General features: G+C 63.7%; 28 protein-coding genes and 1 tRNA gene. 5 read left to right on the top strand and 24 right to left on the bottom strand.

The annotated features are described in order from the left end of the window. Window positions 1-5: 5 nt before the first annotated feature. Complete coding sequence (locus L2I41_RS01890; protein ID WP_237151799.1) at window positions 6-1220, bottom strand: deoxyguanosinetriphosphate triphosphohydrolase; 1215 nt, start codon at window positions 1218-1220, stop codon at window positions 6-8. 110 nt (window positions 1221-1330) lie between these two features. Between L2I41_RS01890 and erpA the strand changes: the two genes are divergently transcribed. Beyond that, the gene (erpA, locus tag L2I41_RS01885; RefSeq protein WP_237151798.1) at window positions 1331-1666 is read left to right on the top strand and encodes an iron-sulfur cluster insertion protein ErpA; all 336 of its coding nucleotides are present in this window, start codon (window positions 1331-1333) and stop codon (window positions 1664-1666) included. 6 nt (window positions 1667-1672) lie between these two features. Here the strand turns inward: erpA and L2I41_RS21515 are convergent, their stop codons facing one another. The 9 genes from L2I41_RS21515 to L2I41_RS01840 form a co-directional block, all read right to left on the bottom strand. Continuing rightward, window positions 1673-2677, bottom strand: a complete 1005-nt coding sequence (locus tag L2I41_RS21515; RefSeq protein ID WP_304610542.1) for a calcium-binding protein — start codon at window positions 2675-2677, stop codon at window positions 1673-1675. A 420-nt stretch (window positions 2678-3097) separates the two neighbouring features. Then, entirely contained in the window at window positions 3098-4075 is a 978-nt protein-coding gene (locus L2I41_RS01875) for a quinone oxidoreductase family protein (protein ID WP_237151797.1), read from the bottom strand. A 197-nt stretch (window positions 4076-4272) separates the two neighbouring features. Continuing rightward, window positions 4273-4860 carry an acetate uptake transporter gene (locus L2I41_RS01870; protein WP_237151796.1) on the bottom strand — a complete coding sequence of 196 codons (588 nt, stop codon included), beginning with the start codon at window positions 4858-4860 and terminating at the stop codon, window positions 4273-4275. Window positions 4861-5033: 173 nt separating this feature from the next. Then, window positions 5034-6242 (bottom strand): MFS transporter, encoded by a 1209-nt coding sequence (locus tag L2I41_RS01865; protein WP_237151795.1) that lies wholly within the window; start codon window positions 6240-6242, stop codon window positions 5034-5036. A 285-nt stretch (window positions 6243-6527) separates the two neighbouring features. Continuing rightward, a complete protein-coding gene (locus L2I41_RS01860) occupies window positions 6528-6824 on the bottom strand; it encodes a HigA family addiction module antitoxin (protein ID WP_237151794.1) in 297 nt (98 codons plus the stop codon). Window positions 6825-6837: 13 nt separating this feature from the next. Continuing rightward, on the bottom strand, window positions 6838-7119 hold the full coding sequence (locus tag L2I41_RS01855; protein WP_237151793.1) for a type II toxin-antitoxin system RelE/ParE family toxin: 282 nt from the start codon (window positions 7117-7119) through the stop codon (window positions 6838-6840). A 224-nt stretch (window positions 7120-7343) separates the two neighbouring features. Further along, window positions 7344-7419 (bottom strand) — tRNA-Lys (locus tag L2I41_RS01850). Window positions 7420-7541: 122 nt separating this feature from the next. Continuing rightward, window positions 7542-8729, bottom strand: coding sequence for a GGDEF domain-containing protein (locus L2I41_RS01845; RefSeq protein WP_237151912.1), 1188 nt, complete (start codon window positions 8727-8729; stop codon window positions 7542-7544). A 98-nt stretch (window positions 8730-8827) separates the two neighbouring features. Beyond that, entirely contained in the window at window positions 8828-9133 is a 306-nt protein-coding gene (locus L2I41_RS01840; RefSeq protein ID WP_237151792.1) for a hypothetical protein, read from the bottom strand. A gap of 73 nt (window positions 9134-9206) precedes the next feature. On the opposite strand from L2I41_RS01840, the gene L2I41_RS01835 reads away from it, so the two are divergent. Then, on the top strand, window positions 9207-9929 hold the full coding sequence (locus L2I41_RS01835) for an HAD family hydrolase (protein WP_237151791.1): 723 nt from the start codon (window positions 9207-9209) through the stop codon (window positions 9927-9929). Between the two features lie 144 nt (window positions 9930-10073). On the opposite strand, the gene L2I41_RS01830 is transcribed toward L2I41_RS01835, so the two are convergent. Beyond that, on the bottom strand, window positions 10074-11030 hold the full coding sequence (locus tag L2I41_RS01830) for a hypothetical protein (RefSeq protein ID WP_237151790.1): 957 nt from the start codon (window positions 11028-11030) through the stop codon (window positions 10074-10076). A gap of 291 nt (window positions 11031-11321) precedes the next feature. On the opposite strand from L2I41_RS01830, the gene mazG reads away from it, so the two are divergent. Further along, a complete protein-coding gene (mazG, locus tag L2I41_RS01825) occupies window positions 11322-12140 on the top strand; it encodes a nucleoside triphosphate pyrophosphohydrolase (protein WP_237151789.1) in 819 nt (272 codons plus the stop codon). Window positions 12141-12159: 19 nt separating this feature from the next. On the opposite strand, the gene L2I41_RS01820 is transcribed toward mazG, so the two are convergent. The 9 genes from L2I41_RS01820 to L2I41_RS01785 form a co-directional block, all read right to left on the bottom strand. Continuing rightward, window positions 12160-12315, bottom strand: coding sequence for a DUF3563 domain-containing protein (locus tag L2I41_RS01820; RefSeq protein ID WP_237151788.1), 156 nt, complete (start codon window positions 12313-12315; stop codon window positions 12160-12162). 56 nt (window positions 12316-12371) lie between these two features. After that, the gene (locus L2I41_RS01815) at window positions 12372-12536 is read right to left on the bottom strand and encodes a DUF3563 family protein (RefSeq protein ID WP_237151787.1); all 165 of its coding nucleotides are present in this window, start codon (window positions 12534-12536) and stop codon (window positions 12372-12374) included. 336 nt (window positions 12537-12872) lie between these two features. Next, complete coding sequence (locus L2I41_RS01810; RefSeq protein WP_237151786.1) at window positions 12873-13682, bottom strand: MBL fold metallo-hydrolase; 810 nt, start codon at window positions 13680-13682, stop codon at window positions 12873-12875. Further along, window positions 13679-14470 (bottom strand): TatD family hydrolase, encoded by a 792-nt coding sequence (locus L2I41_RS01805; protein ID WP_237151785.1) that lies wholly within the window; start codon window positions 14468-14470, stop codon window positions 13679-13681. The genes L2I41_RS01810 and L2I41_RS01805 overlap by 4 nt, the downstream gene beginning before the upstream one ends. Window positions 14471-14682: 212 nt before the next feature. After that, window positions 14683-14961: a DUF6959 family protein gene (locus tag L2I41_RS21600; RefSeq protein WP_390633694.1), complete on the bottom strand. Its 279-nt coding sequence runs from the start codon at window positions 14959-14961 to the stop codon at window positions 14683-14685. A 112-nt stretch (window positions 14962-15073) separates the two neighbouring features. Then, window positions 15074-16135 (bottom strand): DUF2778 domain-containing protein, encoded by a 1062-nt coding sequence (locus tag L2I41_RS01800; protein WP_237151784.1) that lies wholly within the window; start codon window positions 16133-16135, stop codon window positions 15074-15076. A gap of 341 nt (window positions 16136-16476) precedes the next feature. Beyond that, a complete protein-coding gene (locus L2I41_RS01795; RefSeq protein ID WP_237151783.1) occupies window positions 16477-18441 on the bottom strand; it encodes a MacB family efflux pump subunit in 1965 nt (654 codons plus the stop codon). Between the two features lie 3 nt (window positions 18442-18444). Continuing rightward, on the bottom strand, window positions 18445-19671 hold the full coding sequence (locus tag L2I41_RS01790) for an efflux RND transporter periplasmic adaptor subunit (protein WP_237151782.1): 1227 nt from the start codon (window positions 19669-19671) through the stop codon (window positions 18445-18447). A gap of 382 nt (window positions 19672-20053) precedes the next feature. Beyond that, window positions 20054-20452, bottom strand: a complete 399-nt coding sequence (locus tag L2I41_RS01785; protein ID WP_237151781.1) for a hypothetical protein — start codon at window positions 20450-20452, stop codon at window positions 20054-20056. A gap of 231 nt (window positions 20453-20683) precedes the next feature. Between L2I41_RS01785 and L2I41_RS01780 the strand changes: the two genes are divergently transcribed. Both L2I41_RS01780 and L2I41_RS01775 read left to right on the top strand, forming a co-directional pair. Continuing rightward, the gene (locus L2I41_RS01780; RefSeq protein WP_237151780.1) at window positions 20684-21619 is read left to right on the top strand and encodes a 2-dehydro-3-deoxygalactonokinase; all 936 of its coding nucleotides are present in this window, start codon (window positions 20684-20686) and stop codon (window positions 21617-21619) included. Window positions 21620-21624: 5 nt separating this feature from the next. Next, window positions 21625-22272, top strand: a complete 648-nt coding sequence (locus tag L2I41_RS01775; RefSeq protein ID WP_237151779.1) for a 2-dehydro-3-deoxy-6-phosphogalactonate aldolase — start codon at window positions 21625-21627, stop codon at window positions 22270-22272. Window positions 22273-22385: 113 nt separating this feature from the next. Here L2I41_RS01775 and L2I41_RS01770 read toward each other — a convergent pair whose 3' ends face one another. The 4 genes from L2I41_RS01770 to L2I41_RS01755 form a co-directional block, all read right to left on the bottom strand. Then, the gene (locus L2I41_RS01770; RefSeq protein ID WP_237151778.1) at window positions 22386-22871 is read right to left on the bottom strand and encodes a hypothetical protein; all 486 of its coding nucleotides are present in this window, start codon (window positions 22869-22871) and stop codon (window positions 22386-22388) included. A 67-nt stretch (window positions 22872-22938) separates the two neighbouring features. Then, the gene (locus tag L2I41_RS01765) at window positions 22939-24531 is read right to left on the bottom strand and encodes an N-acyl-D-amino-acid deacylase family protein (RefSeq protein ID WP_237151777.1); all 1593 of its coding nucleotides are present in this window, start codon (window positions 24529-24531) and stop codon (window positions 22939-22941) included. Window positions 24532-24546: 15 nt separating this feature from the next. Beyond that, entirely contained in the window at window positions 24547-25293 is a 747-nt protein-coding gene (locus tag L2I41_RS01760; protein WP_237151776.1) for a copper homeostasis protein CutC, read from the bottom strand. Further along, window positions 25290-26735 carry a M81 family metallopeptidase gene (locus L2I41_RS01755; RefSeq protein ID WP_237151775.1) on the bottom strand — a complete coding sequence of 482 codons (1446 nt, stop codon included), beginning with the start codon at window positions 26733-26735 and terminating at the stop codon, window positions 25290-25292. The genes L2I41_RS01760 and L2I41_RS01755 overlap by 4 nt, the downstream gene beginning before the upstream one ends. Window positions 26736-26738 lie beyond the last annotated feature (3 nt).

Below are 26738 nucleotides of genomic sequence, written 5' to 3'. Positions count from 1 at the left end.
AGGGACTACCGCAATTCCGGTGTGTCGTCAAACCAGCGCCGGTGCTCCTGCACGGCGAAGCGGTCGGTCATGCCGGCTATGTAGTCCGCCACGCGGCGCGCCAGCACGGTGTCGTCGGTCTTGTCGAGCCCCTCGCGCCATTCCGCCGGCATCATGTCCGGATGCAGGAAGTAGCGATCGAACAGGTCCTTCACCACCCGGTCGGCATCCCGGCGCACGCGCATCACCGCCGGATGCCGGTACATGTGCGGAAACAGGAAGCCCTTGATCGCCTTGTCGATTGCCGTCATTTCGCTGGAGAAGGTCACGCAAGTCTCGCCGGCGTTGCGCACGTCATCGGCCGACCGCGGCTTCAACCGGTCGAAATTGGCAAGCGAATGCCGGATCACGTCTTCGACCATGGCCGTGATCAGCCTGCGCGTGATCTCGTTGATGGTGCGATGCTCGTCGAGACCGGGATATTTCGTCTCGATCGCCGTCAGGAACCCGCCGATCAGCGGCAGTCCCCTGAGATCGTCGATCTTGAACAGTCCGGCACGGAGGCCATCGTCGATGTCATGGGCGTCATAGGCGATGTCATCGGCAATCGCCGCCGCCTGCGCTTCGGCGCTGGCATAGGTGTGAAGGTCGAGGCCCCAGATGCCCGGATAGCTCAGGAAGGCCACCGGCAACCCCTTGCTCGCATATTTGCCGATCGGCTGCCGATCCGCCGTCGTCAGCGGCCCGTTGTGCTTGGCAAGCCCCTCCAGCGTCTCCCACGCAAGATTCAGCCCGTCGAACTCGGCATAGCGCCGCTCGAGTTCGGTCACGATCCGGAGCGACTGTGCATTGTGGTCGAAGCCGCCATAGGGCGCGAGGCAGAGATCGAGCTGATCCTCGCCCGTATGCCCGAAGGGCGTATGGCCAAGGTCATGGGCCAGCGCCAGCGCCTCGGCCAGATCCTCGTCGAGCCGGAGCGCGCGCGCCAGGGCACGGGCGATCTGCGCCACCTCGATCGTATGGGTCAGCCGCGTACGGAAATGGTCGCCCTCGTGATAGACGAACACCTGCGTCTTGTGCTTGAGCCGGCGGAAAGCCGTCGAATGCACGATGCGGTCGCGGTCGCGCTGGTAGGGCGTACGGGTCGGGCTGTCGGGCTCGTCCACAAGACGCCCCCGGCTCTGTGACGGGTCCACGGCATAAGGCGCACGCGGCTCGACGCCAAAACCCAATCCGCTCACAACCCGCCTCCCGAAATCCTGATGAACGCACCAATTGACTTTGCGCTTCGCAGACCTACCTATTGCAAGCAATTGATGACATTCAAGCGATGATTGGGACGCCGATCCAAATGACTGCCACCGGACACATCGAACTCACCGAACGCGCTGCCCGTCGCATTGCCAAGGTCATGGAAAAGGAATCCGGCAAGACCGCCCTGCGCATCTCCGTCGAGGGCGGCGGCTGCTCTGGTTTCTCCTATAAATTCAACCTGGTGAGCGATCAGAATGACGATGACACCGTCGTCACCCGCAACGGTGCCACCGTATTGATCGACGCCATGAGCCTGCCCTTCATGGACGGATCGGAAATCGACTTCGTCGACGATCTCATGGGCCAGAGCTTCAAGATCAACAACCCGAATGCCACAGCCAGCTGCGGCTGCGGCACCTCTTTCGCGGTGTGAGTCGTCTCAGAACACGTGGAAGTCGGAGGCATGCAGCGTCGGGACACCGACGAACTGGATGAACTCCACCTTGGCCTTCGCCCCCGTGCCGTCCGGATCCATGCTGAGGATGCCCGTATCGGTGTCGTAGAGCAGCGTCGGCTTGCTTGCGTTCGGCACCGGATTGGCGCCAACTTTCAACTGGCCGCTGTTTGAAAATGCGCCGACAGTCAGCCCGCCGAAGGGGGCGCCGTTCTTGAGTTCGATCTTGTCGCCCTGAGCGGGGTTGAAGTCGTCGATCTGATCGCCCGAGTCATTGCGCAGGTGGTAATAGACGAACTTGTCGGCGCCGGCACCGCCGAGCAGTTCGTCATGTCCCAGACCACCTTCCAGAGTGTCATTGCCGGCTGCACCATCAATTCCATCGTCACCGGCCAGCCCGGTCAGCTTGTTGTTGCCCGAATTGCCGAACAGCAGATCATTCTTGGCCGATCCTTTGGCATTCTCGATGCTGGACAGTGTCTCGATCCGGCTGGCGCCCGTGGCAACCTTTTGGGCCGCGAGGTCGACGGTCACGGCGGAGTTGATGAAGGCCGAGTTCAGCGCACGGTCCTGATAGGAAACGGTATCCGACCCAGGGCCGCCGTTGATCACATTCTGCCAGCCGTCACTGATGAACAGGTCGTCATTGTCCCCACCATTGTAGGTGCTCATGAAGGTGCTGAAGCCGAAAGTGTCATTGCCGGCGTTGCCACTGACCACATCACTTTCGTTGAAGGCCGTGAATCCGTTGCAGAGATAGGTGTCGTTGCCGCTGCCGAGAACGATCACATTGTTGCCTTCGAACAGATTGAGTACCGTGTCATTGCCCGAACCGGCATCGACCTTGTGCCCGCCACCGAGGTCGTCGGATCGCAACAGCTTGATCGTGTCATTGCCACCCAGGGTTCGAATGTCGAACTTGCCAGACTGGGACGCGCCGATGGTGACAGTGTTGGGTCCATCGGTCCCGGTGATCACGGTAAAGGGCATTTCAAACTCCATTTTGCTGATGCAGCGCCATAGGCACGCCGCCGTTCCAGCCAATATGTCTTGCCATCAGCTTGCTCGCTGTTCCCAAGGGAACGGCACACAACGAAACAACCCGGGATTCGCGCAGACCCGAACAAGTCCACGCTGCGAAAGATAAGCACAGATACGGATGAGAAACAAAGGTTCCATGGGCAAGCGCATGCAATTGCGCCCGGCAATGCCCTGGCACCGGCGAAATGACGGCGGAATGCCGCCGTCATTCGCACAGCAGGAGATCGTGGCAGCGGCCCGCTTATACCGAGCATCATTGAAAATGACCCTCGGCATGCCGCTTTCGAACTTCTCATGCCCTTGATGCAGATGAGACATTCGAAATGTCTTCAATGAGCCGATGCATCAGCATCTAGGGCAGAATTGGTATTACACCGTCAGGATCGTCGCCCCCACCGTCGCCCGGCTTTCAAGCGCCCGATGGCAGTTCGCGACGTCTTCCAGCGGGAACTCCTGGCCGATCGTCACCTTCACCACGCCGCTCTTGATCTGCGCGAACAGATCCGCCGCACAAGCCTCCAGCGCCGGACGGGTCGAGGTATAGCTGAACAGCGTCGGCCGCGTGGCGAACAGCGATCCCTTCTGCGACAGCAGGCTGAGTTCGAACGCGGACACCGGCCCGGAGGCGTTGCCGAAGGACACGAACAGCCCGCGCGGCTTCAGGCAGTCCAGCGACGCCGGGAACGTGTCCTTGCCGACGGAATCATAGACCACGTCGCACTTCGTCCCGCCCGTGATCTCGGCCACGCGCTCGACGAAATTGTCGGTCCGGTAGTCGATGGCATGGGTGAAGCCCGCCTCCAGCGCCAGCTTCACCTTCTCAGGCGAACCAGCCGTCGCAATGGACGTGCAGCCGATCGATTTCAGCCACTGACCGGCAATCAGCCCCACGCCGCCGGCACCGGCGTGCCAGAGCACCGTATGCTCCGGCCCCACCTTGAAGGTCTGGCGAATGAGATACTGCACCGTCATGCCCTTGAGCAGCACCGCCGCCGCCGTCCTGTCGTCGACGCCCTCGGGGATCAGCAGCAGATCGTCGGTGCCGATGTTGCGCGCCTGTGCGTAACCGCCGCCCGCATCGGTATAGACGACACGGTCGCCCACCTTGAACCCCTCGACCTCCTCGCCGACCGCCTCGATCACACCGGCCGCCTCGCTGCCGGGCGTGAACGGAAAACCGCCCGGCGCCTTGTAGAGCCCCGAGCGGAAATAGGTATCGATGAAGTTGACGCCGATGGCGGTATGACGCAGGCGCACCTCGCCCGGAGCCGGCGGTGCCAGATCGACATCCTCGACCTGAAGCACCTCGGGCCCACCGGGCTTGTATTGCTTGATGACCTTGACCATGGCGCGACCTCCGCTTGAAAGCCTGTGTCCCGAGCGCGATATCGGCTACCCGAGGTTCGCGGTATCGAGGCTCACAAGCTTTTGAATCTGGTGGATAAAACTGTCATGACATTCGGGCTTCAAATGTCGCGTTCCATCCACTCGGAAGTCAGAACATAGTCACGGTTCCCGCCTCTGCCAAGGCAAGGAACATCGCGTCAGGCGCGCGCCACCGGTCCGAGCGGCCAGAGCGTCCGGCCATAGACCTCGTTGAGCACCTGCGCTAGGCCCGCATAGATGGCCGAAGCGCCGCAGAACAGGCCTTCCCAGCCGGCCAGTTGCTTGATCGCCGGATTCTCCAGCGCGTCGCCCACCGCCAGCAGGACGAACAGCACGGTCAGCGATCCGAACACCACCTGCAGCGCCCGATTGAGCTTCAGCGTGCCGATGAAAAGGACGGCGGTGAACAGGCCCCACATGCCCAGATAGGCCGGCATAGCGCTGGCATCCGGACCGGCTACGCCCAGCGAGGTCTTCGGCAGCAGCAGCAGCGTCACCAGCGACAGCCAGAACATGCCATAGCTCGTGAAGGCGGTGGCGGCGAAAGTGTTGCCCTTCTTCCATTCCATCACGCCGGCGATCACCTGCGCCAAACCGCCGTAGACGATGCCCATGGCGAGAATCATGGAATCGAGGGGGAAGAAACCGGCGTTGTGCAGATTGAGCAGAACGGTGGTCATGCCGAAGCCCATCAGGCCGATCGGCGCGGGATTGGCGGAGGAATCACCGCTTGTCGCGTGGCTCATTGTATGTGTCCCGTGTTCGATAAGGCAAACCGCCGGCACGAGACCCCCACTCGTACGGACGGAGCGAAGCCGACCTCGGCTTCATGCGGCGCGCACCTTAGTCAAATCGAACAGGCGGACAATCGAGCATAAACACGGAGCCAGGCAGGCCCGGCCCCGTGCATCCCTTGGGATCAGAGACTTGCCGGTGTATGGGCGTGCGGCGTCTCGGTGAGAGGCCCCGCCTTCGCTGCCGTCGGCGTCCGTGCAGAGGGTGCGCAGACCAGCGTCAGAGCCACCATGGGCAGCAGCATCAGGAAGGCCGTTTCCAGCCCGAAATGCTGGGCCACGAAGCCGAACACCGGCGGCGCGAACATGAAGGCGAAGGTCATCAGCATCGACATCAGCGCCACATTCTGCGCGGGATCGCCGGGCTTGGCACCGGCGGCCATGATCGAGATCGGCATCACCAGCGACACGCCGCCGCCCATCAGCGCCAGCGCACTGGCGGCCAGGATCACGTTGGGCGCGAAGACGAAGCCCACCAGACCAAGGCCCGTCATCACCGAACAGACCACCACGATCGACACCGCCGAGAAGCGGGCACGGATCGCGTCGCCGCCAAGCCGCCCCACCGCCATGCACACGCCGAAGATGGCATAGGCCACCGAGGCGCCAAACGGGCTGCCGCCGATGTCTGCGCGAATATAGAGCGTCGACCAGTCGTAGACGGCGCCTTCAGCCACGGTCACGCCGAAGGCCATGCAGCAGATGCCCACGATGGCAAGGCTCGGCAGCAGATTGCGCCGCTTGCCTTCAGGCTTCTCTTCGGCCGCTGCCGCCGCGTCGGGGCGCACGAACATCGGATCGGGGAGCAGGTTGCGGATGGCCAGCGCCGCCGCCGCCAGCACCAGGCCGACCAGCGAGAAATGCACGCCGATGTTCACACCCGCCTGCGCAAACACGCCCGCCACCAGCGCGCCGGACATGTTGCCGAGACTCCAGAAGCCATGGCACTGCGACAGGAACTTCTTGCCGGTGGCCACTTCCAGCCGCTCGGCACCGGAGTTGGCGCCGATCTCGAACAGGCCCGCAAACAGGCCCATGCCGAACAGCACCAGCGCCAGCGCTAACCAATGGCTGACGTTGCCGATGCCGATCAGCATCAGCGAGGCGCCGCAGACGCCGATCACCCCGGCCCAGCCGGCCGAGAAGCGCCCGATCAGCCGCCCGGCAAACGGCCCGATTGCCAGCGCCCCAACCGGCCCGCCGAGCAACGCCAGCCCCATGGTCGCCTTGTCGATCTGCAAATGCGCCAGCACGTCGGGCATGCGGGTCAACCAGGTCGAATACATGAAGGCGGAGACGTAGAACAACGCTCCGATACGGACACCAAAATTCACTTCGATCACCGTGAGGGGACGAGCGCGACGGAATGGACGCAGCTTGGGAAGGATCGAAAAATCGATTCACGAAAACATAGACGTTTTTATGACTATCGGCCAACGGAATCCGGATGATCACGCATTATTTGAAGGGCGTTTGTTGCAAGCATCACAACACCATTCGACATGCAGAGACACTGACATCCAAGACGTGACTTCATCCCGTCTCGCGCCCGTTTCATCTCTCCCGCCAACTCGGGTCGTCCGATCTCCGGCAACTCGTGCCGCCCCCAAACCCTACCCTTAGGCCGCGTCCCGCGGCTTGATGCGCTGCAGCGCGTCGGCCATGTCTGCTGCGACCGTTTCCAGATCATATCTGGCCTGCATGTTCATGAACCACTGCGGATCAACGCCAAAAAAGCGTCCCAGCCGCAGCGCGATCGCCGCCGTGATACCCTGTCGGCCATGACAAATTTCGTTGATGCGGCTTCGCGGCACCTCGATCGCCTTGGCCAAGGCATAGACCGACAGTCCCATGGGCTCCAGAAACTCGTCACGAAGGATGGCACCGGGGTGCGGCAGCGGTATTTCGCGTGTCATGGCCGTGGCTCCTTCAGTGATAGTCACAGAACTCAACCTCATGGGCGTCGCCATCCTTCCAGATGAAACAGATGCGCCATTGATCGTTGACCCTGATCGAATGTTGGCCGGAACGCTGTCCGGACAAGGCTTCCAGTCTGTTGCCAGGTGGAACGCGCAGATCCTCGAGCCGTGTGACGGTGTCGATCAGGAAAAGCTTGGAAACCGCACGCTTCAACACATCCGCCGGCAAGCCCTTTGCCGCCAGCCCGTCATGGAGATCAGCCGTTCGACGGTCCCGAAAACTCTTGATCATGGTCAATCGTACTAATTTTTTGTACGCAGGTCAAATCCGGGAACAAGGCAAAGTCAGTACTGGACGCGCCCGGCAAAATCGCAGTGAGCGATAAGCACTGAGAGCGCCCTTCCTGTTGAAATGGCTGCGCCTTGCCAGCGTCAGCGCAGACCCAACGCAGACCGCGACCGCCCTGCTAAAGCGAACAAGGCCCTTCGTATAAACTACTGATTTTAAGTGGAAAATGGTGAGCTCGATGGGATTCGAACCCATGACCCCATGATTAAAAGTCACGTGCTCTACCGACTGAGCTACGAGCTCTCACCAGATCGCGGCCGGTCGCAACAGGCGCGCGGCCCCCACATACTCGACTGATTGTCGCTTGGCAACCAAGTCCGGGCGATATTTTGCGCGTCGAGGGGCCACTTATCAAGCCTTGGACGTCAGCTCACCGCCTTGAGGCCGCCCTTGCGGGCAAGCTCGCGCACTTTCAATACCTTGGAAAAGGGCGTCACCCGGTTGCGGCCACCGGATTTGGAATCGCGCAGGGCGATTTCGGCGGCAGCCCGCAGGGCGTCGAGATCCGGCCCCGTATCGGCCACGGCGGCGACACCGGCGCTCATGGTCAGGGGAATGCGCATGTCGTTGATGTCGAGCCGCACCGCCTCGGTCTTGCGGCGCAGATACTCGGCCACGTGGATGCCGATGTCGAGCGTCACGTCCGGCATGAACAGCGCGAACTGCTTGCCTTCGATGCGGCCCAGCTGATCGGGTTCGCTCACCTCACCCTTGATGGTGTCGGCAAAGGCGATCAGCGCCAGGTCGCCCTGCACATGGCCATACATGTCATTGATCACCTTGAAATGATCGAGGTCGAGCAGGATCAGCACGCCCTTGTCCGTCGCCCGGCGCACCATCGGATCCACGTGGCGCATGAACATGTGGCGGTTGGCGATGCCGGTCAACGAATCCGTCTCCGCCGCCTTGCGATAGCGCGCCGAGGCCCGCTGGGTAGCCAGCGCCAGCATGGCAATGGCGACGCAGGCGGCGAACAGCGTACCTTCCAGCGCGAAGAGCGAATCTTCGACGGCAAAGTCCTGAGGTGAGACGTCGTAGAAATAGGTCATGGGGATGCGCATGAGCGCCAGCCCGCCGTGGAAGATCATCAGCGTGGCGGCCGCCCAGCGGGCCGGCAGCGGCTCTTCCCGTCCGCCGTGGATCAGCCCGGCCGCAACCGCCCAGGCATAGGCCGTCACCATGGCCGCCTGCATCACGACCAGCGGTGTGTGATGGCCCACCAGCGTCGGCACGAAGGCCAGCACACACCAGAGCAGCGCGCCGCCGAGTGTCGCCCAGAGCTTTGGTTGGCGATGTTCGAACACCGCAAAGCCGTGCCACATCACGCCGAGACAGAGCGCAATGGCGATGTCGGCGATCAGGCCCGAGCGCAGGGACGGCACCACATCCGGCGCCGCCGACAGCGCCGCGGCGATCCCGCCCAGCGCCAACGCCATGGCGATCCAACCGACTGCCTTCTGGCTTCGATCGCTCAGCCAGACCAAACCCATTGCAAAGGCAAGGGTTGCAGCCACCATCGAGCCCACCAGAGCCAAACCGGAGCCACTCAGCATCTGTTCCACGATGAACCTGCGATTTCAGGAGACCGGCACCAGCCTAGTTCGAAGCCGTTAATAGAATATCGAAATCTGGCGGAAAAATGTAGTGGTGTTCAATACTTGCAGCAAAAATCGTCGTTAACGCCCGCGCCCGGCCGGTGTAACATGTTACCGCGCAACCGGCGACTTGCCGCAAGAATGACGCTGCCCGGAAACCAGGCAAGATGATCGCTGCATAACCGCTTATGAATATTGCGATTTTCGAATTTCAGACGGTTGCGCGCGCGCCACGATGCGATCGCCCCATCCCGGCAGCTGCGATCAAAGCCCGACGCGCCCGCCGCAACCGCTCCCACGGCGATGTTTGCGATAACGCGATCAAAAACTGCGTGATCGACCAGTTGCTTGTCGGGACTCATCTTGCCGAGGCAATCGCATCATTGTACTTGGCTGAAACCTCGCCTTGCGGGGCGCGACGGACGAGGGCTCATCATGACTGACGACATCAAGGGTGTATTGTTCGACAAGGACGGCACCCTGATCGACTATCACCTCACCTGGGGCCCGATGAACCGCAAGGCCGCACTGCTCGCTGCCGCTGGTGACACGGCCCTCGCCTCGGTCCTGCTCGACCTTGGCGGCATGGACGAGACGACCGGCATCACCCGGTCCAACAGCCTGCTCGCCGCCGGCAACACCCGCGAAATCGCCGAAGCCTGGGTCGAGGCCGGCAGCCCCGTCGCCCCCGACACGCTTGTTGTCGAACTCGACGACCTCTTCACCCGCTCGGCCACAAGCTCGGTGCCGCTGACCGATCTCGCCGCGTTATTCAGCCGACTCAAGAGCGAGGGACTTCGGATCGGCATCGCCTCGAGCGACAGCGAAGGCGCCATCCGCACCATGCTCGCCCATTTCGGCTTGACCGATCTCGTCGATTTCGTAGCCGGCTATGATAGTGGCCACGGCGTCAAGCCCGGCCCTGGCATGGTGCAGGCCTTCGCCGCGGCCCTCGCCATCCCGCCCGAGGAAATCGCCGTGGTCGGCGACAATCCCCACGACATGGAAATGGGCCGGTCTGCCGGCGCCGGCGTCCGGGTGGCCGTATTGTCCGGCACCAGTTCGCGCGACGTCCTGCAGCACCTGGCCCACGCCGTCCTGCCCGATATCGGCCACCTCTCCCGTCCGGCCCTGGTCGCCTTGCGGCTCCAGGGCTGACAACGCCTAGTGCATCGACCCACTCGGATGGTACGGCCCGCAAGGGGTAGTCCGAGTGGATAAGTCGCGGCACAAACAAGAAAATCGAGTGCGCTGAATACCGCTCAAGGTGACTCCTCTGACTGAATCAATGCACTGGAGGCATCAGGCGGTGGCCGGCTGTCCGCCGGCGCCAAACGCCTTGTCCTTGAGGTCGCGGAACTTGGCCGACGCGTCGCTCAGCCGGCGATCCCACAGCGGGTCGGGCGTCTGGCCCTCGATGGCCTTGAAATAGACCTCCATCAGGCAGGCGATGGCAAAGGGCTCCAGCACCGCCGCCTTGAAGGCCCAGGCGAACACGATCGCCGCCAGCACCGCCCACACCGAGGCGTCGCCGGGGAACAGATAGAACAGCGCCGCCATCGGCCCGAGAATGAGAACGAACACCAGTCCGGCGAAGATGTAGAGAAAGATGGTCAGCCAGATGGCGTTCTTCACGATCGTCTTGGCATTCTGCGCATAGAGCACCAGCCCGTCGCAGGACGTCTCCCACGGGTTGGTCGAGCCGATGCGAATGTTATAGGCCAGCACCACCTCGTCCACATAGGTCATGGACATGCGGATCACCGCGTTGACGAAGCGCACCAGACCGTCCAGCCCGGGGATGGGAATGAAGGACGCGATGCCGCCGATCAACCCGGTGATGGCGCCGATGACGCCCTTGATCAGCTGGTCGAGCGCGAACAGCACGCTCGCCTCGCCGAAGCGCTCGGTCACCACCGTCTTGGCATAGGCCACCTGCCCCTGCCCGTCCGGCAGCGTCTCGCCATCCATGAGCTTCACCAGCACGGCGATATGCCCGGCCTTGACGATGTAGAGGATATACTCGCGGATCCAGTAGACACCGATCGATACGAAGACGAAGCCCGCCGCCCCGCCCCAGAAGCCGAAGGCCGCGGGATCACTGCCCACATGGCCGATGCCATAACCGATCGCCGCCCCGATGCCGGTGGCGACGATATAAGCGAAGGTGATGCCGAAATAGATTGCCATGCGCGTCAGAATGAAGGGCATGGTCCGCACCATCAGCCCGATGGCGCGCGCAATACTGAAATCCCACATGGAAATTCTCCGGTAACAAAAGGCCTCAAGCCTGAAATACGGGACGATCCTGAGGTGCGCAGATCATGCGCGCAGAGGCGGAGCCGCACAAGGGGGCCGTGGATTGCCTGTTCGTTATCGAAGCGGTCCTGCGCCCCTCGACGTCAATCTCCCCGCCCCCAAGCTCGTCCCCAAGCTCGTCATGGTCCGCCTCCGCGGATCATGACGGCTGGGGTGCCCCACCCTTCCCCCATTTGACAAGCCCCGCCCAAACAGGGCATTGCAGCGTCAAGCCAAGGAAAGGACCACCCCATGCAGCCAGGGCGCGATATCGGCACTCTCATCGAGATCATGCGGCGCCTACGCGACCCGCAAACCGGCTGCGCCTGGGACGTCGAGCAGACCTTCGAGACCATCGCCCCCTATACGCTGGAGGAAGCCCACGAGGTGGCCGAGGCCATCGCGCGCGGCGACCGGCACGATATCTGTGATGAACTGGGGGATTTGCTGCTGCAGGTGGTCTTCCACGCCCGCATGGCCGAGGAGGAAGGCGCCTTTGCCTTCCCCGACGTGGTCGAGGCCATCACCACCAAGATGATCCGGCGCCATCCGCATGTATTCGGGCCGGAAGAGGCGCGCTCGCCGCAGATGGCCAAGGGCGCGTGGGCTCGCATCAAGGCGGAGGAAAAGGCCGAGAAGGCAGCCCGTCGCGGCGAGACGGCCGCCCCGGCGGCAGCCAGCCTCCTGGACGACGTGCCCGTCGCCATTCCCGCGCTGATGCGCGCGGTGAAGCTGCAGGACAAGGCCGGCAGCGTCGGTTTTGACTGGAATGACCCGAAGGCGGTGATCGCCAAGATCCGGGAGGAGCTCACCGAGCTCGAGGCGGAGATCGATGGCGCCGGCGACCGGCCTGCCATCGAAGGCGAACTGGGAGATGTCCTGTTCGCCCTTGCCAACCTCGGGCGCCACCTCGGCATCGATCCCGAGGGCGCCGTGCGCGTCACCAATGAGAAGTTCCGGCGACGCTTTTCCTACATCGAGCGCCGGCTTGCCGACGCGGGACGCCAGCCGAAGGAGGCGTCGCTTGCAGAGATGGAGGCCCTTTGGCAGGCCGCCAAGTCCGAGGCTTGATTGCTCAAGCCGCGGTCAATCACAGGCCGCGGCGACCGAAGGTGCCACGATCGAGCTGACGCTCGCGATATTCCAGGTCGAAGCGGTCGGCGGCTTCGTTGAGGTAGGCCATCTGGCGGTCACGCAGGCTGGGGGCCTTGAGGGCGTTGGCCATCTTCTTGATCTGTCCAAACATTTTATATTCCTTTCAAGTCATCGGTCGATCGGGGCGCCCCATGCGCCCGGCGATCATCAGAGCGGATAGCTGCCGCGGGCCCGGAACAGGCCGCGATCGATCTGCCGCTGGCGATATTCAAGCTCGAGACGGTCACAGGCTTCGTCGAGATAGGCTGCTTCACGTTCCTGAGCGGACGGCGCCTTGAGACTGCGGGTGATGGTCTTCAGTCGAGCCAACATTTCGTACCTCTTTCCAAGCTGGGGTCCGGTGCCCTTTGGCTTCTTTCAGACCCTTGGTTTCCCTCTGTGCATAGGAAAGATACTCATCATTTTCGTGCATACCAGATGGCTTAGATCATTTCTGTCATGCGAAAATGGAATGTCGACTTAATTGGCCGAACGAACAATTGCTGCAATGCAGCGGGCACGGATACGCCCTGCCAAGCGAAATCAAGGGGTTGGCACATTTATAAATCCTTAATAATCAAGGATTCGCCGCATTTGAGCAATCTATGATTGTGAAAATGGAAGGTGCAATTTCGCAAAAGCGAGATTCAGAATTTCTTTCACCCGCCTTCAGATAGTCCTTTCCACGTAAAGCCCGTCATAAGCTGGCTCCACGTCGGCCGGCAGCCGCCCCTTCAGCGTCGCATAGTCGAGATCGATATGCATGTGGGTCAGAATGGTCTGCCTCGCGCCGATTCTCCGGGCCGCAGCAATGGCCTCGTCGACGCTGAAATGGCTGGGATGCGGCGTGTAGCGCAACGCGTCGACGATGAACATGCCGACGCCTTCGATCAGCGGCACCGTCTCGTCGGGCAACGCGTTGATATCGGAGGAATAGGCCACGTCGCCAACGCGATAGCCGATGCTGATGATGTCGCCATGCACCTGCGCATAGGGCAGGATCTCCATCGGGCCGCCGGGACCGTCCACGGTGAAGGCCTTTCCGGGCGTCACCAGATTTTCCCGCACGATCGGCGGATAGGCCGAGCCCGTTGGGGTCTCGAAACAGTAGCCGAAGGCCTGCTTCAGCCGATCGAGCGTCGCTGCGTCGGCATAGATCGGCACGCGATGCTTGCCGTTGATGACGAACTGCCTCAGCTCGTCGATGCCGTGGATATGGTCGGCATGCGGATGGGTGTAGATCACCGCATGTGCCACGCCCACCTCGGCGCGCAGCATCTGCTCGCGGAAGTCCGGGCCGGTGTCGACGATCACCCGCGTGACGCCCTGCCCGCTGATCCGTTCAAACATCACCGACGAGCGCAGGCGCCGGTTCTTCGGCTCGTTGGGGTCGCACGCCCCCCAGTCGTTGCCGATGCGCGGCACGCCGGGCGACGAGCCGCATCCGAGTATGGTGACGCGCAGACGCTCTCCGCTCATGGCTGCAAGGCCTCGCGCGGCACCTTGGCGAACAGGCGGAAGAAATTGTCGGTGGTCACCCGCGCCATCTCCTCCACGGGCACGCCCTTCACCTCGGCCAGCACCTTGCAGGTATGCGCCACATAGGCCGGCTCGTTGCGCTTGCCACGCCAGGGCAGCGGCGCCAGATAGGGCGCGTCGGTCTCCACCAGCAGCCGATCCATCGGCACGTCGCGGGCGATCTCGCGGATCTCTTCCGAACGCTTGAAGGTCAGGATGCCCGAGAAGGACACATAGAGCCCGATGGCAACCGCCCGCTCCATCAGCGTGCGGCCCGACGAGAAGCAATGCAGCAGCGCCGGAAAGGCGCCCTTGCCCATCTCGTCTTCCAGAATGGCGATCATGTCGTCATCGGCGTCGCGCGAATGGATCACCAGCGGCAGCTGGGTGATGCGCGCCGCCGCGATATGCCGGCGCAGCCCCTCGGCCTGCTCGACACGCGGCGCGTGATCATAGAAATAGTCGAGCCCCGCCTCGCCGATCGCCACGCATTTGGGATGGGCGGCGAGCCGCACCAGTTCCTCGGTGGTGACGTCATTCTCCTCATCCGCCTGATGCGGATGGGTTCCGACCGAGCAATAGACCGACGGATAGGCCTCGGCGATGGCGGCGATCTCAGGGAAGCGCCGCACCCGCGTGCAGATGGACACCATCAGCCCGACGCCGGCCGCCGCGGCCCGTTCGACCAGCGCGTCGCGTTCATCGGCAAAATCAGGGAAGTCCAGGTGACAATGACTGTCGACGATCATGACGCCTCAACGCGATCCAGCAGGAAAACAACCGCCAAACCGAATAGCGATCCCCGCCCAAGATGTCGAGACGTCTTGTTGCAGCGCGAAAGAAAGAGCCCGAACCAGCCTGCGGCTCGACACCCACCACCAGATTGCCTCAAGCGCCTTGGAATGAAAATGGCAAGGGCACGGCTTAATTGCTGAAGCCTCTGTCTGTCGGAATAGCCACGTCATGGTACCGAATCTTCAGAAAAGGGCACCGCTATACCGTGCTCAAATAGTGAAACTTTGTAGTGAGTAAGGTAAACCCATAGTGCATTGCGAAGAAAATTGACCTCACTGAAGCCTGGTTGACCTCGCCCTACCTCATTGCACGCAGCATCAGCGCGTTGACACAAAGTATATAGACTGTCGCCCTGCACGAGTACCCCCGGATAGGCACGGGCAGGATGCCGCATGATGACTGCGTTGGTTTGATCGGAAAGTACCTCTACAATCTCGCTTCGCATCGATACCTCTCCGGCAGCCTTGCCAATCGTCAGTACAGCCCTGCCGGCCGCCCGTTAAAATAGCAAAATACAGGTATCACACGCAGGGTCCGGTAAAGTTTAGGCCAAGCTCTCAGCCGAAGAACAGCGACGCCACCCGCTGTGTAGCCGACGGCTTCACGCTCGGCACCACCTTCATCTGGCGGATTTCGCCGCGCTTGAAGGCCGCGAGGAAGCGGCTGTAGTTCTTGAACACCACGCAGCCGTTGGAGTCGCCGGGCACGCGCAGCATGTAGGTGTGGGCCAACAGGCCATTGCGGCCAAGCGGCGCGACGCCATTGGTGGGCGTCAGGCGCAGCGCCTGCACGCCGTGGAACAGCGCTTCGCGATAGGTGAGGTTATAGATACCCGGCGGCGTGGCGCCCCGCATCTTCACATGCACATACTTGATGTTGTCGCGCATCTGGCCCATGCCCGAATGCGCTTCCAGCTTTTCGCCGCTCGGCAGATAGACGACGCCGGCGGACAGATCATAGACGGCGACGCCGCTGTCGCGGCCCGGCAGCCCCTGCAGCGAGCCCGGATTGATCGCCGCCACCTTCGGCTCGGCTTCCACGGTCGGCTTGGGCTTCACCCGCTGCTCAGGCGCGGCGACAGCCGGAACCGTCGCGGCCGCAACCACCTTGGGCGCTTCCGTCTTGGCCGGCGCGGCAAGCACCACCGGCGGCTTTGGCCGAACAATCGGCACCGGCGGCGGCGCCACGGCAATCTTGTAGGAATCCCACTGGCCGCTGACAAATTTCTGTGTGAAATCAAGAGCGTGCCGTTCGCGATTCACGGCGGCTTCCGCCGGATCGTTCAGCACCAGGCGCATGTGCGCCTGCTCAAGGCGGGTGATCGTCGGCGCCGCATAGGCCAGAGCCGTCGCCGCATAACCGCCGAGCGCATCGGACATCCGCCCGGCCAGCGCCGCGGTCGCCGCCTTCTCGCGCGACAGGCGGATGGCATCCGCCGTCAGCCCGGACGCGTCGTCCATGCCGGCAGCCGGCAACAGCGAGGGGCGATCGAAGGCCGACTGATGCGCGCCCGGCAGCACCGTCAGCGGCAAGGGCCGCAGGTCCAGTCCTGCGTCATAGGAAGACAAGTGCACCGTCGAAAGCGTCTCGTTCATGGTGCCGACCATGTTCAAGGTCATGGCCATCCACGAAAGCGTCGCAACACCGGTCAACGCGACCAGGGCGCTACGGTAAAGCCCGTCAATCCTGACAGGGATCCGGAAAGAAACCGGCTCGCATCCGCTACTGAAAACTGCCGCTGCCGCCGCCATCTACTCGCACTCAACAGTTACACCGCCGGTCGGTAAGCACAGAAACCCGCTGGTTCACCGCAACACTTGAGAACAGCTGTGGCAATCCGAAGGCAGGCTTCGACCGGTGAAGCAATCATGACAAATCATGGTAAGCAAATGCTTTACGCTGGCGTCTTGTTTTGGGAATCTGCGATTTATTATTTGGCAACCTTTGGCGCAGCACACCGTCAGTCCCGCGCCAGCGCCACCACCGGGTCGAGCTTGGACGCGTTGCGGGCCGGCAGATAGCCGAACACGACGCCGATCAGTGTCGAGCACAGGCAGGCCGCAACGATCGAGGTGGTCGAATAGATCAGCTGGAACTTCGTGGTGCTGAGCGCAATCGCCTGTCCGGCGCCGACCGACAGCGCGATGCCCATGAAGCCGCCGATCAGGCACACCAGCACCGCCTCGATGAGGAACTGCTGCAGGATGTCGCTCTGCCGCGCCCCGACCGCCATGCGCACGCCGATCTCGTTGACGCGCTCGGACACCGACACCAGCATGATGTTCATCACGCCGATGCCGCCCACCACCAGCGAGATCACCGCGATGGCGGCCACCAGCAGCGTCAGCATTTCCGTGGTGCTGGTGATGGTGGCGCGGATGTCGTCGGTGTTGAGAATGAAGAAGTCCCTGGTTCCGTGCCGCGCCTCCAGAAAGCGCGTCACATCCTGCTCGGCCAGCTTGGTGTCCACGTCATCGGCCACGCGCACGGTGATCGAGCGCAGCGAACTCGATCCCTGGAATCGCGTCTGCACCGTGGTGAAGGGCGCGAAGATCGACAGATTCTGGCTCGATCCGAAGCCGCCCTGCTGCGGCTCGGTCACGCCCACCACGCGACAGGGCACCGAGCCCACCAGAATCACTTGCCCCAAGGGGTCGACGCCGCTGTCCTCGAACAGCGTCTTGCGCGTATTCTCGTCGATCACCACGTCCTGGCCGCGCGCCGCCACGTCGTCGGCCCCGAAAAACCGGCCGCTCGCCAGCTTGGTGCCCTTGGCGGCGAAATACTGGTCGCCCACGCCGTTGACCATGGCATTGGCGACGATCGAACCCGAGCGCACCACCGCCGAGGTCGAGACGGTCGGCGTCACCGCCGTCACATAGGGCTGCTTGGCCAGCTCCTCCGCGTCGGCCACCACCAGCGTGGTGATGCGGCCCGACCGCGTGTCGCCAAAGGATTTGCCGGCAAAAACCTCCAGCGTGCTGGTGCCAAGGCTCGAGATGTTGGCCAGCACCATCTGTTGCGTGCCCTGCCCCAGCGCCACCACCGTCACCACCGAGGCAATGCCGATGATGATACCGAGCATGGTCAGGAAGGTGCGCAGCCGATGCGCCAGCATCGCCAGCACGGCCATGCGCAGCGCTTCCTTGAACCGGTCCGCGACGCTGCGCAGCCAGCCGCCGCGCGATCGCCCCGGCGCCGTCCCGTCCGCTTCCAGCGTCGTCGTCTCCACCGGCGGACGCTCGTTCCTGCGGTCGGCGAGGATTTCTCCGTCCGAAATCTCGATCACCCGCCGCGCCCGTCCCGCCACCTGCATGTCGTGGGTGACGATGATCACCGTCTTGCCTTCGGCGTTGAGCTCTTCGAGAATGCGCAGCACCTCCTCGCCCGACCGCCGGTCGAGCGCGCCGGTCGGCTCGTCGGCCAGGATCAGCTCGCCGCCATTCATCAGCGCCCGCGCGATGGAAACGCGCTGCTGCTGGCCACCGGAAAGCTGCCCCGGCTTGTGTTCGGTGCGGTCGGACATGCCGAGCCGCGTCAGCAGCTGGTTGGCCCGCTCGGCGCGCGCCTGCGGCGGCAGACCGGCATAGACCGCCGGCACTTCCACATTGCCGAGCGCCGTCAACTCCGACAGCAGATGGTATTTCTGGAAGATGAAGCCGAAATGCTCGCGCCTCAGCGCCGCCAGCTCATCGGCCTCCAGCGACGCCACTTCCCGTCCCGCCACGCGATAGCTGCCCGACGTCGGCCGGTCGAGACAGCCGAGAATGTTCATCAGCGTCGACTTGCCCGAGCCGGACGCACCGACGATCGCCACCATCTCCCCGGCCTCGATGGTCAGGTCGATGTCCTTGAGCACGGTGATGGTGCCCTCTCCCGAGGGGTAATCCCGCCGGAGCTTTTCGATCTCGATGAAGGCCGCCATGGCTCACAGCCCTCCCGGCGGGCCGCCCAGACGGACGGAGGATGCCGCGGCCCCGGCCGCCCGTTCGCCGGTGATCACCCGATCGCCTTCCGACAAGCCGTCCGTCACCTGCGCCGTGATCTTGTCGGTGAGGCCAATGCTCACCCAGGCCTCGGTCACCCGCCCCTCGGCGGCCAGCAGCCGCACCTTGTAGCGGCCGTCCTTGTCGCGCTCGCCCAGTGCCGCATAGGGCACGGTCAGCACATCCTGCGCCGATCCCAGCACGATGTGCACCTCCGCCGTCATGTAGGTGCGCAGCCGCCCGTCCGGATTGGGCACGTTGAAATTGCCGTTGTAATAGACCGCCGTGGACGATGACGACGAACTGCTCGACGAACTCGACGTCGAGAAACTCGAGTCCGACTTGATGTTCTCCGGCGCCGGATCGATCGATTGCAGCGTCGCGTCATAGCGCCGGTCGGGATCGCCGACGATGGAGAAATACACCTTCTGGCCGGGCGCCACCCGCACCACGTCGGCCTCGGAAATCTCGGCCTGCACGGTCATCTGATCGAGCTGTCCCAGGATCACGATGGTCGGTGCCGACTGCGCCGCGTTGACCGTCTGCCCCTGCTGGCTGACGATGGCGAGCACCGTCCCGTCGATCGGCGCGGTGATGCGCGTATAGCCCAGGTTGACCTTGGCCGTATCGACAGCTACCTGCGCCGACTTGATCTGCGCCTCCAGCGCCGCGATCTGCGCCTTGGTCGTCTTCACCTGCGCTTCCGCCGTCTCGAAATCGGCATGCGAAATGGCATTCTGGGCCAGCACGGCCTGCTGGCGCGCCAGCGTCTGCTCGGCCAGCGTCAGCGTCGCCTGCTTCTCGTCCCGCTGCGCCTCGATATTGGCCAGCGAGGCCTGTGCCGTCCTGAGCGCATTCTGCTGCGTCACAGAGTCGATTTCCGCGATGGGATCGCCCGCCTTCACGCTGTCGCCCAGGCCCACCGGCACCTTGGTGATCCGCCCGGATACCTGCGCGCCCACCGCCACCAGCTTGACCGGCCGCAGCGTGCCGGAGGCGAGCACCGTCACCTCCACGTTGCCCTTGCCGACCACCGAGGTCATGTAGGTCGGCGCCGCCTTGCCGAAATAGCTTGTCTTCACCCAGTAGCCGCCGCCTGCGAGCAGCAGGATCAGAAGCAGATACACCACGGTCTTGCCGCCCCGGCTGCGCTTTGCTGGCGAACTCATGATGAAAGCTCCGGGGTTGGCAGGCTCACGCCCATCTTCGTCACGGCCCTGCCGCGTTCGAAAAAGTCACCTGAAGATGGGGCGTGTTCGGCGGAAAGGAAGGTCGGCATCTGCAATCTTTGCGTTTGGGCGCGCCGCATCCCCGATCCCGGCATCAGCGACGGCAGCGCGCGCGTTCCCTTGAGACATGGCCCTCGCCCCAGGCCAAGACAAGCGTAAACATCTGAAATGAAGAGGAATTGATTGTTCGATGCAGGCACCAGAAAACAGGGGGAAACATGTGTGTCTGAACCATGTCAGTCTGTAGTAATTCGTATCAGGATTGCAATTTGGCGACAGATCACCGGACACCCAATACGCGACCAGTGTTTCGACCAACGCCCTAGCGGACCTGCCGATAGGTCACCTTGACCTTGTTCAGCACCGCCATGTCATCTGTCTCGATTTCATAGCATGTGCTATCGATGGCGCGGATGATCACCCATGGCGAGCCCGGTGCCGTCGTCTCCATCCCGACAAACTCGCCCCAGATGACCTGCCCGACCTTTGCGGCCATCGCCGCCAGCTCCTGTCCGGTCACCGTCGCCCCCACTTGCGCCAGACGCTCAAGCCGCTCGCCCTCCTCGCCCGTTGCCTCGAAACGGGCTTCGCCGTCCGCCTCCCTCACGGGCGCCACCGTCCAGCGCGCAGCCAACGACCGCGGCGCCAGCAGCTTCAACAAGTCGCGCAGATCAAGCGCGAGCAGATGGTCGTGCTCGTCGTAAACCCTGAGCTTGGTCATGGCCCCCTCCTGAAGCAGGAATTGCGGCTTGCTCGCCAGCCTTGTCAACCTCGCCGTCTGCTGCCCCCTACGCCGCGGACTCCCCCCAAACCGGCAGCACATTTTCTGTGAAGATTTTCGCGCAAGCCCCATGATTTCCAACGGCTTTTCTGCCATTATGCTCTCCTCGTCCGAGGGCCTCGCGTGCCAGTCACCGATTCCCCCAAATCCTCCGGAAAAAGCGAGGCTCGCATGGCTGAGGAAGCCCTGGAAACCGCTGTCGCCAAGCGTCCCCTGTTTGTGGCCGTCGATTGGGGCACCAGCCGCTTTCGCGCTTATCTGGTCGCCAGCGACGGTACGGTTCTCGATGTCCGCTCCTGCGACGACGGCGTCGCCCAGGTCAAGAATGGCGCCTTCGAGCCGGTCCTGCTCCGCGAATGCGGCGACTGGCTCACCGCCGATCCCGCCCTGCCTGTCGTCATGGCCGGCATGATCGGCAGCCGCAACGGCTGGCGCGAGGCGCCCTATGCCCCCTGTCCCGCCGGTCTTGCCGAGATTGCCGCCGCCGGCCTCACCTTCAAGGCGAGCCAGGGCAGCCCCATCTCCATCATCCCCGGCCTGATCGACCGGTCCGCCGCCGTGGTCGACGTCATGCGCGGCGAGGAAACCCAGATCCTCGGCGCGGGCGATGGCGACGCCATCGTCATCCTGCCCGGCACCCATTCCAAATGGGCGCTGCGCCAGGGCGGCCGCATCACCACCTTCCGCTCCTTCATGACCGGCGAGTTCTTCGCGCTCCTCACCCAGCATTCCGTGCTGCGGCTGCTGGCCGAGGATGCCGCCGCCGGAATCGACACGACCGCCGATTTCGACCGTGGCCTCGCCGCCGCATCTGCCGACGGCGGCCTCACCAACCGTGCCTTCCACGCCCGCACTCTCGTGCTCGGCGGCGACCTCGCCGCCACCGGCGTCAAGCCCTATCTCTCCGGCCTGTTGATCGGCAGCGAGGTTCACGAGGCCATTGCCCTGATGCCCGCCGATCTGCCGATCGTCCTGGTCGCCGCCGGCGTCATCGCCGACAATTACAGCCGCGCGCTCGCCGCCAAGGGCCGGCGCGCCTCCCTCATCAGCGGCGAACAGGCCTTCCTGTCCGGCCTCGCCCGCATCCTCCAAAGCCAGCAGAGTTGAGTGTCATGACCATATTCGCCGAGTTTCAAGGCTGGTTCGCCAAGTGCCCCGTGGTCGCCATCCTGCGCGGCGTCAAGCCTGAGGAAGCCGTCGCGGTCGGCGAGGCTCTCGTCGCCGCCGGCGTCACCGTCATCGAGGTGCCGCTCAATTCGCCCGACCCGCTCGCCTCCATCGCCGCCATGGCCAGGGCCTTCGAAGGCCGCGCCCTGATCGGAGCCGGCACGGTGCTGACGCCGCAGGATGTCGCCGACGTCGCCAGGGCCGGCGGCCGCCTGATCGTCTCGCCCAACACCGACCCGGACGTGATCGCCGCCAGCCGCGCCGCCGGTCTCCTCAGCATGCCCGGCTTCATGACGCCCACCGAGGCCTTCGCCGCGCTGAAGGCCGGCGCCCATGTGCTGAAATATTTCCCCGGCGAAGCCGCCAGCCCAGCCATCATCCGCGCCCTATCCGCCGTCCTGCCGCGTGCTGTGCCGGTGCTGATGGTGGGAGGTGTTGCCGCCGACAATATCGACCGCTGGACGGGCGTCCCGGTCGCCGGTTTCGGCATCGGCTCGTCGCTCTACAAGGCCGGCGACGCACCCGAAGTGGTCGCCGCCAAGGCCGAGGCCTTCCTGTCGGCTCTCAAGGCCGCCGGCCGCATGCCCGCCTGAATCAAGAGAGCGGAGTGACGACCGTCACCCCGCTCCCCATTCAAAAGTTTGAGCCGCCGCTGGCCGATCAGCTTGGTTCAACCTGATCGGCGAGTGTTCCAGGTCTCACGAGATCACTTGCCGCCCATGGGGAACGGCATGTAGCCGACGAAGCCGGTCAGCTTCCACACCCCATCCACCTTGCGGCAGAAGTAGAGCGTCTGCCAGTTCAGCACGTCCTTGGTTCCGTCGGCCTTGGCGATGGTGCCGTCGAACTTCTTGTGTGCGACGGCGATGTCCCCGGTCAGGTCGATGTGCAGCAGGTTGGTCGCCCGGTAGATCGCCGCGCGCGGATCCTCGGCGAAGGCCGTCGCCTTGGTCTCGGCTGCCTGCCGCAGCCACTCGTCGCGATAAGCGGCCAGCGTCGGAAAGCCGATCCGCCAGGTGTCGGGGTTGGCCGAGGCCTTGGCGTTGATGCCGAGGAAGCCGTCCTCGACGAAGTCGCCCGCCACCATGGACCAGTCGCCGGCGATATAGGCGTCGATGTCGCGCTGCACCAGCATGGTCCAGATCGCCTTGCGGTCGGGATCGTTGGGGAATGGGTTGGTCATGAAGGGCATTTTCGGGCCTGCTCCGGGTCGTTGTTACATGGGTTCCATAAGGGTGACATTGGCGCCTGGCGCACCGTCAGAGAACGCGACCTGGACGTGACATTGTCGCCACGCCATTTTCGATGACGGGCACGCCCGCCACGATCACGTCGGAGATGCCCGTCGGCGACTGCAAGGGGTCGGCAAAGGTGGCGCGATCGCCGATATCGTCGCCGAACAGCACCAGATCCGCCACGGCACCGGGCCGCAGGATGCCGCGGTCATACAGGCCGAAACGCTGCGCCGCGATCGACGTCATCCGCCGCACCGCATCCTCGATCGCGAACCATTTCTCCTGATTTACCAAGGGCCCAGCCATGCGCGGGAAGGTTCCGTAGGCGCGTGGATGCACCTTGGCACCCGGTCGCGGCAGGCCGTCCGATCCCACCATGTGCAGCCGGTTCGAACAGGCGCAACGGGCGTCTTCGGCATCCAGCTGGAACATGACGATCGACGTCTGCCCCTCGTCTTCGCGGACGAAACGCACAAGCAAATCAAAGGGATCGATACCCAGCTGAGCCGCCGCCGCATCCATCCGCATGCCTTCGAGCGGCTTCAGTTCCTCGGCACCAATCGCCGAAAGCTGGATGTTGCCCCAGCCGATCAGCGAGATCTTCGACTGAATGTCCGGGTTGCCGTCACCCTCCTCCACCCAGCGCTTGAGCTCGGCGGAAATCCTGGGATCGGCCAGCCGTTCCAGAAGCGCCGGCAAACCACCATCGAGCGCATAGGGTGGCAGCAGCTGCAGCACGTAGCTCGATCCGGCCATGTAGGGATACATGTCGAAGGAAACGTCGATGCCGTCCTGCCGCGCGGTCTCCAGACGGTCGATCGCCCGGGGTATCACCCCCCAGTTCGGGCGCCCCGCCGCCTGCAGATGCGACAAGAGGCCTGCCGCGCCAGCCTGTTGAATAATCTCGAGAAATTCCTCGATCGAGGTCATCAGGCCGCCCTCGTAGGAGCGCACATGCGCCGCCACCAGCCGCCCGCAGTCAGCCGCCGTGGTGGCCAGCGCCACCAGTTCGCGCGGATCGGCGAAGGCACTTGGCGGATAGACGAGGCCGTAGGAAAGTCCCGCCGCACCGGCATCCAGCTGCGCCTTCAGCAGCGCCTGCATGCGCTCCAGCTCGGCGTCGGTTGCAGGACGGTTGTCATAACCCATCACCGCCAGCCGGATCGGCCCATGCCCGCAGAGCGGTACGATGTTGGGCGCAATCCCCTGGCTGTGCAGCCGGTCGCGATAGCCTTGAAAATCCAGGAAGATCTCGTCGGGATCCGTGGACCCGAGCAGCGAGCCGAAATGGCCGGCAATCAGCTCCCGGGTCGGTTCCGTCGCCGGAAAAAGCGAGAAGGAACAATTGCCTGTGACGATGGTCGTCACGCCCTGGGCGATCTTCTCGGGCCGGTCGGGGTCCCGCAGGAACACCAGATCGTCGTGGCAATGGGCGTCGATGAAGCCCGGCGCCAGCCAGCGACCGCCGGCGTCGATCACCCTGTCGCCGGCCTTCGGAGCAATCTTCGGGCCGATCTCGGCAATCCGCCCGCCCGCGAGACGCACGCTCGCCCGGAACCAGGGAGCACCGGTCCCGTCGATGACGCGCGCGTCGCGAATGAACAGCGGGGACGCCATGGCTTCTCCCATTCGTCAGGACCTCGCAGCCGCGATGGTTGCAGCGACAAGCGCTTGATCCGTAATGGTCAATTCATATTCGCGCGCCTTGTCGGTCGAGCCCATGCCCACATGCGGATTGTGCCAGACCATGCCGCTCTGCACCTTGGCGAGCGAGGCAAAATGCAGCTCCGGCGCGCCGGAATAGTCGCGCACCTTCACGATATTGTCCGGCGTCAGCCCACCGCAGGCCATCACCTTGACCCGGCCAGCCGCCAGCTGAACGGTCGTCTTGAGGTTTTCGAGCCCTTCAAGCGCGCTGTCGCGCTGGCCCGAGGTGAGCACGCGCTCCACCTTGCAGCGCACCAGCGCTTCGACAGCCTCGCCAAGATCGCGCGTCATGTCGAAGGCGCGGTGCGAGGTGGTCGACATCGGTCCGGCCGCCTGAACCAGAGCCGACATGCGCGCCTCGTCATAGCGTGCATCCGGCGTCAGGCAACCGAAAACCACGCCCTTGATGCCGATCTCCCGGCAGGCGATCACGTCGGCCAGCATGGTCCGGAACTCGAGGTCCGAATAGAGGAAGTCGCCGCCACGCGGCCTAATGATCGGATAAAACGGGATTTTTGCCCGTTCGAGCGCGGTCTTGATCGTGCCCATGGAGGGCGTCAGCCCGCCTTCCATCAGCGAAGCGCAGAGCTCCACGCGGTCGGCTCCCGCAGCCTCGGCGGCCATCAGGCCATCGATCCCCTCGACGCAGACTTCGATAAGCGGCTTGGTCATTGGGTCCTCCCGGAACGCGAACTGAAATGCACCGACGGTGCGAAGGAAAAGGCCTTGTCGAACGGATACATGGGACGACCGATCTGCCGAACCGGCAGCCGCTCGATGTCCTGATCCACCACGCCGGGCGAAAGCGCCATCAACACGGGATTGGCAAGCGGCGCCAGCTCAGGCGACAGGTAGCCGGACTTGACCACCACCAGCTTTTCACTTGCCGGATCAATCCCCAGTGCCGCGAAGTCTGTTATGTTGTGGAACGGGCGGCGTTTGGCAGTCAGCACGACGCGAATGCCGCCTACGTCGAGAACAGCCTGGCGATCCGTGCCGCCGGCGCCTTCGACGAGACGCAACACCTTGCCGCGCACCGGCAGCGGCGTCGCGTTGATGGAATCGAGGGCGGCACCGACCGTCGTCGAAATCTCGGCGCCCTCGCCGGCCGCAAAGCAGGCGACCGTCGCTTGCGGGTCGGCGATGCCGGCCACAACGGCATCTGAAATGCCGTTTGAAATCAGCCCCTTGAGCAGATCCGGCCGATCGCCGGCGCCGCCACCGGTCGGGTTATCCCCGCTGTCGGCGAGGATAACGGGCCCCGTCGGGGCCATCTTGGCGGCGGCAACACATTCGTCAATCGACCCAACCGTCACCGGAAAGACGCAGGCTTCGCGCACATCGAAGTAGCTTTTGGCAATGGTCTCAACCACTTGCGCCACAGCTTGGCGATCCGTGCCCGTCACCACCGCCGTCGCCGTCGAGCGCGGCTCGTCCGCCCAGACATAACCGACCATCAGGTTGGCATCCCAGACCCCGGCCCGGGTGTCATACGCCGGCAGCGGCACATAGAGCGACTTCATCGGCTCGTCGGTCGTGGCCGTCCGTTCGCCGGGCAGCAGCACCGGAATGGGCGCATAGGCAACGAAGGGCTTCTCGCCCGTGGTCAGGCAGCGCTCCAGCATGCGCACCGCCCGCACCGCCGTCTCCCGCGTGTCGATATGCGGCGCGGTGCGGTAAGCGGCAAAGATATCAATGGCATCGACGATCCTGGCCGTCACGTTGCCATGCAGATCATAGGACGTGGCGATCGGCAGGTCCGGCCCGACAGCAGCGCGAATGGCCGTGATGAAGTCACCCTCGACGTCTTGGTAGCCCTCGACGAACATGGCCCCGTGCATGGGCAGATAGACGCCGTCGAGCGGTTCGGCGGCGGCAAGACGCTCCAGCACCTCGGCCTTGAGGCTTTCATAGACCTCGCGGGCCACTGGCCCGCCCGGGATGGCGCGCGCATGCAGCAGTGGAACGAATTCCAGCGTTGATTCAGCGAGATAGTCGAACTGCGGCGCCGCTGTCAGCGCAGCGCCGCGCAGCACGCGAAACTCTTCCATCCGCGTGAGAACGGGATTCCAGGTGCTGCATTCGATATGCAGGCCGGCAACGGCAACACGCATCCC

The sequence above is a fragment of the Oryzibacter oryziterrae genome, from assembly GCF_021864535.1.
Taxonomy (GTDB): Bacteria; Pseudomonadota; Alphaproteobacteria; order Rhizobiales; family Pleomorphomonadaceae; genus Pleomorphomonas; species Pleomorphomonas oryziterrae.
Note: the sequence above shows the minus strand (reverse complement) of the source record. Positions and strands in the feature narration are given on the sequence as shown.

Coding starts and splice junctions, on each gene's coding strand:
- L2I41_RS01755 (WP_237151775.1), bottom strand. CDS start 26,735: ATGCGTGTTGCCGTTGCCGGCCTGCATATCGAATGCAGCACCTGGAAT.
- L2I41_RS01870 (WP_237151796.1), bottom strand. CDS start 4,860: ATGAGCCACGCGACAAGCGGTGATTCCTCCGCCAATCCCGCGCCGATC.
- L2I41_RS01760 (WP_237151776.1), bottom strand. CDS start 25,293: ATGACCAAGCCGCTTATCGAAGTCTGCGTCGAGGGGATCGATGGCCTG.
- L2I41_RS01835 (WP_237151791.1), top strand. CDS start 9,207: ATGACTGACGACATCAAGGGTGTATTGTTCGACAAGGACGGCACCCTG.
- L2I41_RS01805 (WP_237151785.1), bottom strand. CDS start 14,470: ATGATCGTCGACAGTCATTGTCACCTGGACTTCCCTGATTTTGCCGAT.
- L2I41_RS01795 (WP_237151783.1), bottom strand. CDS start 18,441: ATGGCGGCCTTCATCGAGATCGAAAAGCTCCGGCGGGATTACCCCTCG.
- mazG (WP_237151789.1), top strand. CDS start 11,322: ATGCAGCCAGGGCGCGATATCGGCACTCTCATCGAGATCATGCGGCGC.
- L2I41_RS01770 (WP_237151778.1), bottom strand. CDS start 22,871: ATGCCCTTCATGACCAACCCATTCCCCAACGATCCCGACCGCAAGGCG.
- L2I41_RS01765 (WP_237151777.1), bottom strand. CDS start 24,531: ATGGCGTCCCCGCTGTTCATTCGCGACGCGCGCGTCATCGACGGGACC.
- L2I41_RS01840 (WP_237151792.1), bottom strand. CDS start 9,133: ATGAGTCCCGACAAGCAACTGGTCGATCACGCAGTTTTTGATCGCGTT.
- L2I41_RS01855 (WP_237151793.1), bottom strand. CDS start 7,119: ATGATCAAGAGTTTTCGGGACCGTCGAACGGCTGATCTCCATGACGGG.
- L2I41_RS01780 (WP_237151780.1), top strand. CDS start 20,684: ATGGCTGAGGAAGCCCTGGAAACCGCTGTCGCCAAGCGTCCCCTGTTT.
- L2I41_RS01820 (WP_237151788.1), bottom strand. CDS start 12,315: ATGTTTGGACAGATCAAGAAGATGGCCAACGCCCTCAAGGCCCCCAGC.
- L2I41_RS01845 (WP_237151912.1), bottom strand. CDS start 8,729: ATGCTGAGTGGCTCCGGTTTGGCTCTGGTGGGCTCGATGGTGGCTGCA.
- L2I41_RS01810 (WP_237151786.1), bottom strand. CDS start 13,682: ATGAGCGGAGAGCGTCTGCGCGTCACCATACTCGGATGCGGCTCGTCG.
- L2I41_RS01860 (WP_237151794.1), bottom strand. CDS start 6,824: ATGACACGCGAAATACCGCTGCCGCACCCCGGTGCCATCCTTCGTGAC.
- L2I41_RS01790 (WP_237151782.1), bottom strand. CDS start 19,671: ATGAGTTCGCCAGCAAAGCGCAGCCGGGGCGGCAAGACCGTGGTGTAT.
- L2I41_RS01775 (WP_237151779.1), top strand. CDS start 21,625: ATGACCATATTCGCCGAGTTTCAAGGCTGGTTCGCCAAGTGCCCCGTG.
- L2I41_RS01800 (WP_237151784.1), bottom strand. CDS start 16,135: ATGACCTTGAACATGGTCGGCACCATGAACGAGACGCTTTCGACGGTG.
- L2I41_RS21600 (WP_390633694.1), bottom strand. CDS start 14,961: ATGCGAAGCGAGATTGTAGAGGTACTTTCCGATCAAACCAACGCAGTC.
- L2I41_RS01875 (WP_237151797.1), bottom strand. CDS start 4,075: ATGGTCAAGGTCATCAAGCAATACAAGCCCGGTGGGCCCGAGGTGCTT.
- L2I41_RS01815 (WP_237151787.1), bottom strand. CDS start 12,536: ATGTTGGCTCGACTGAAGACCATCACCCGCAGTCTCAAGGCGCCGTCC.
- L2I41_RS21515 (WP_304610542.1), bottom strand. CDS start 2,677: ATGCCCTTTACCGTGATCACCGGGACCGATGGACCCAACACTGTCACC.
- L2I41_RS01830 (WP_237151790.1), bottom strand. CDS start 11,030: ATGTGGGATTTCAGTATTGCGCGCGCCATCGGGCTGATGGTGCGGACC.
- erpA (WP_237151798.1), top strand. CDS start 1,331: ATGACTGCCACCGGACACATCGAACTCACCGAACGCGCTGCCCGTCGC.
- L2I41_RS01785 (WP_237151781.1), bottom strand. CDS start 20,452: ATGACCAAGCTCAGGGTTTACGACGAGCACGACCATCTGCTCGCGCTT.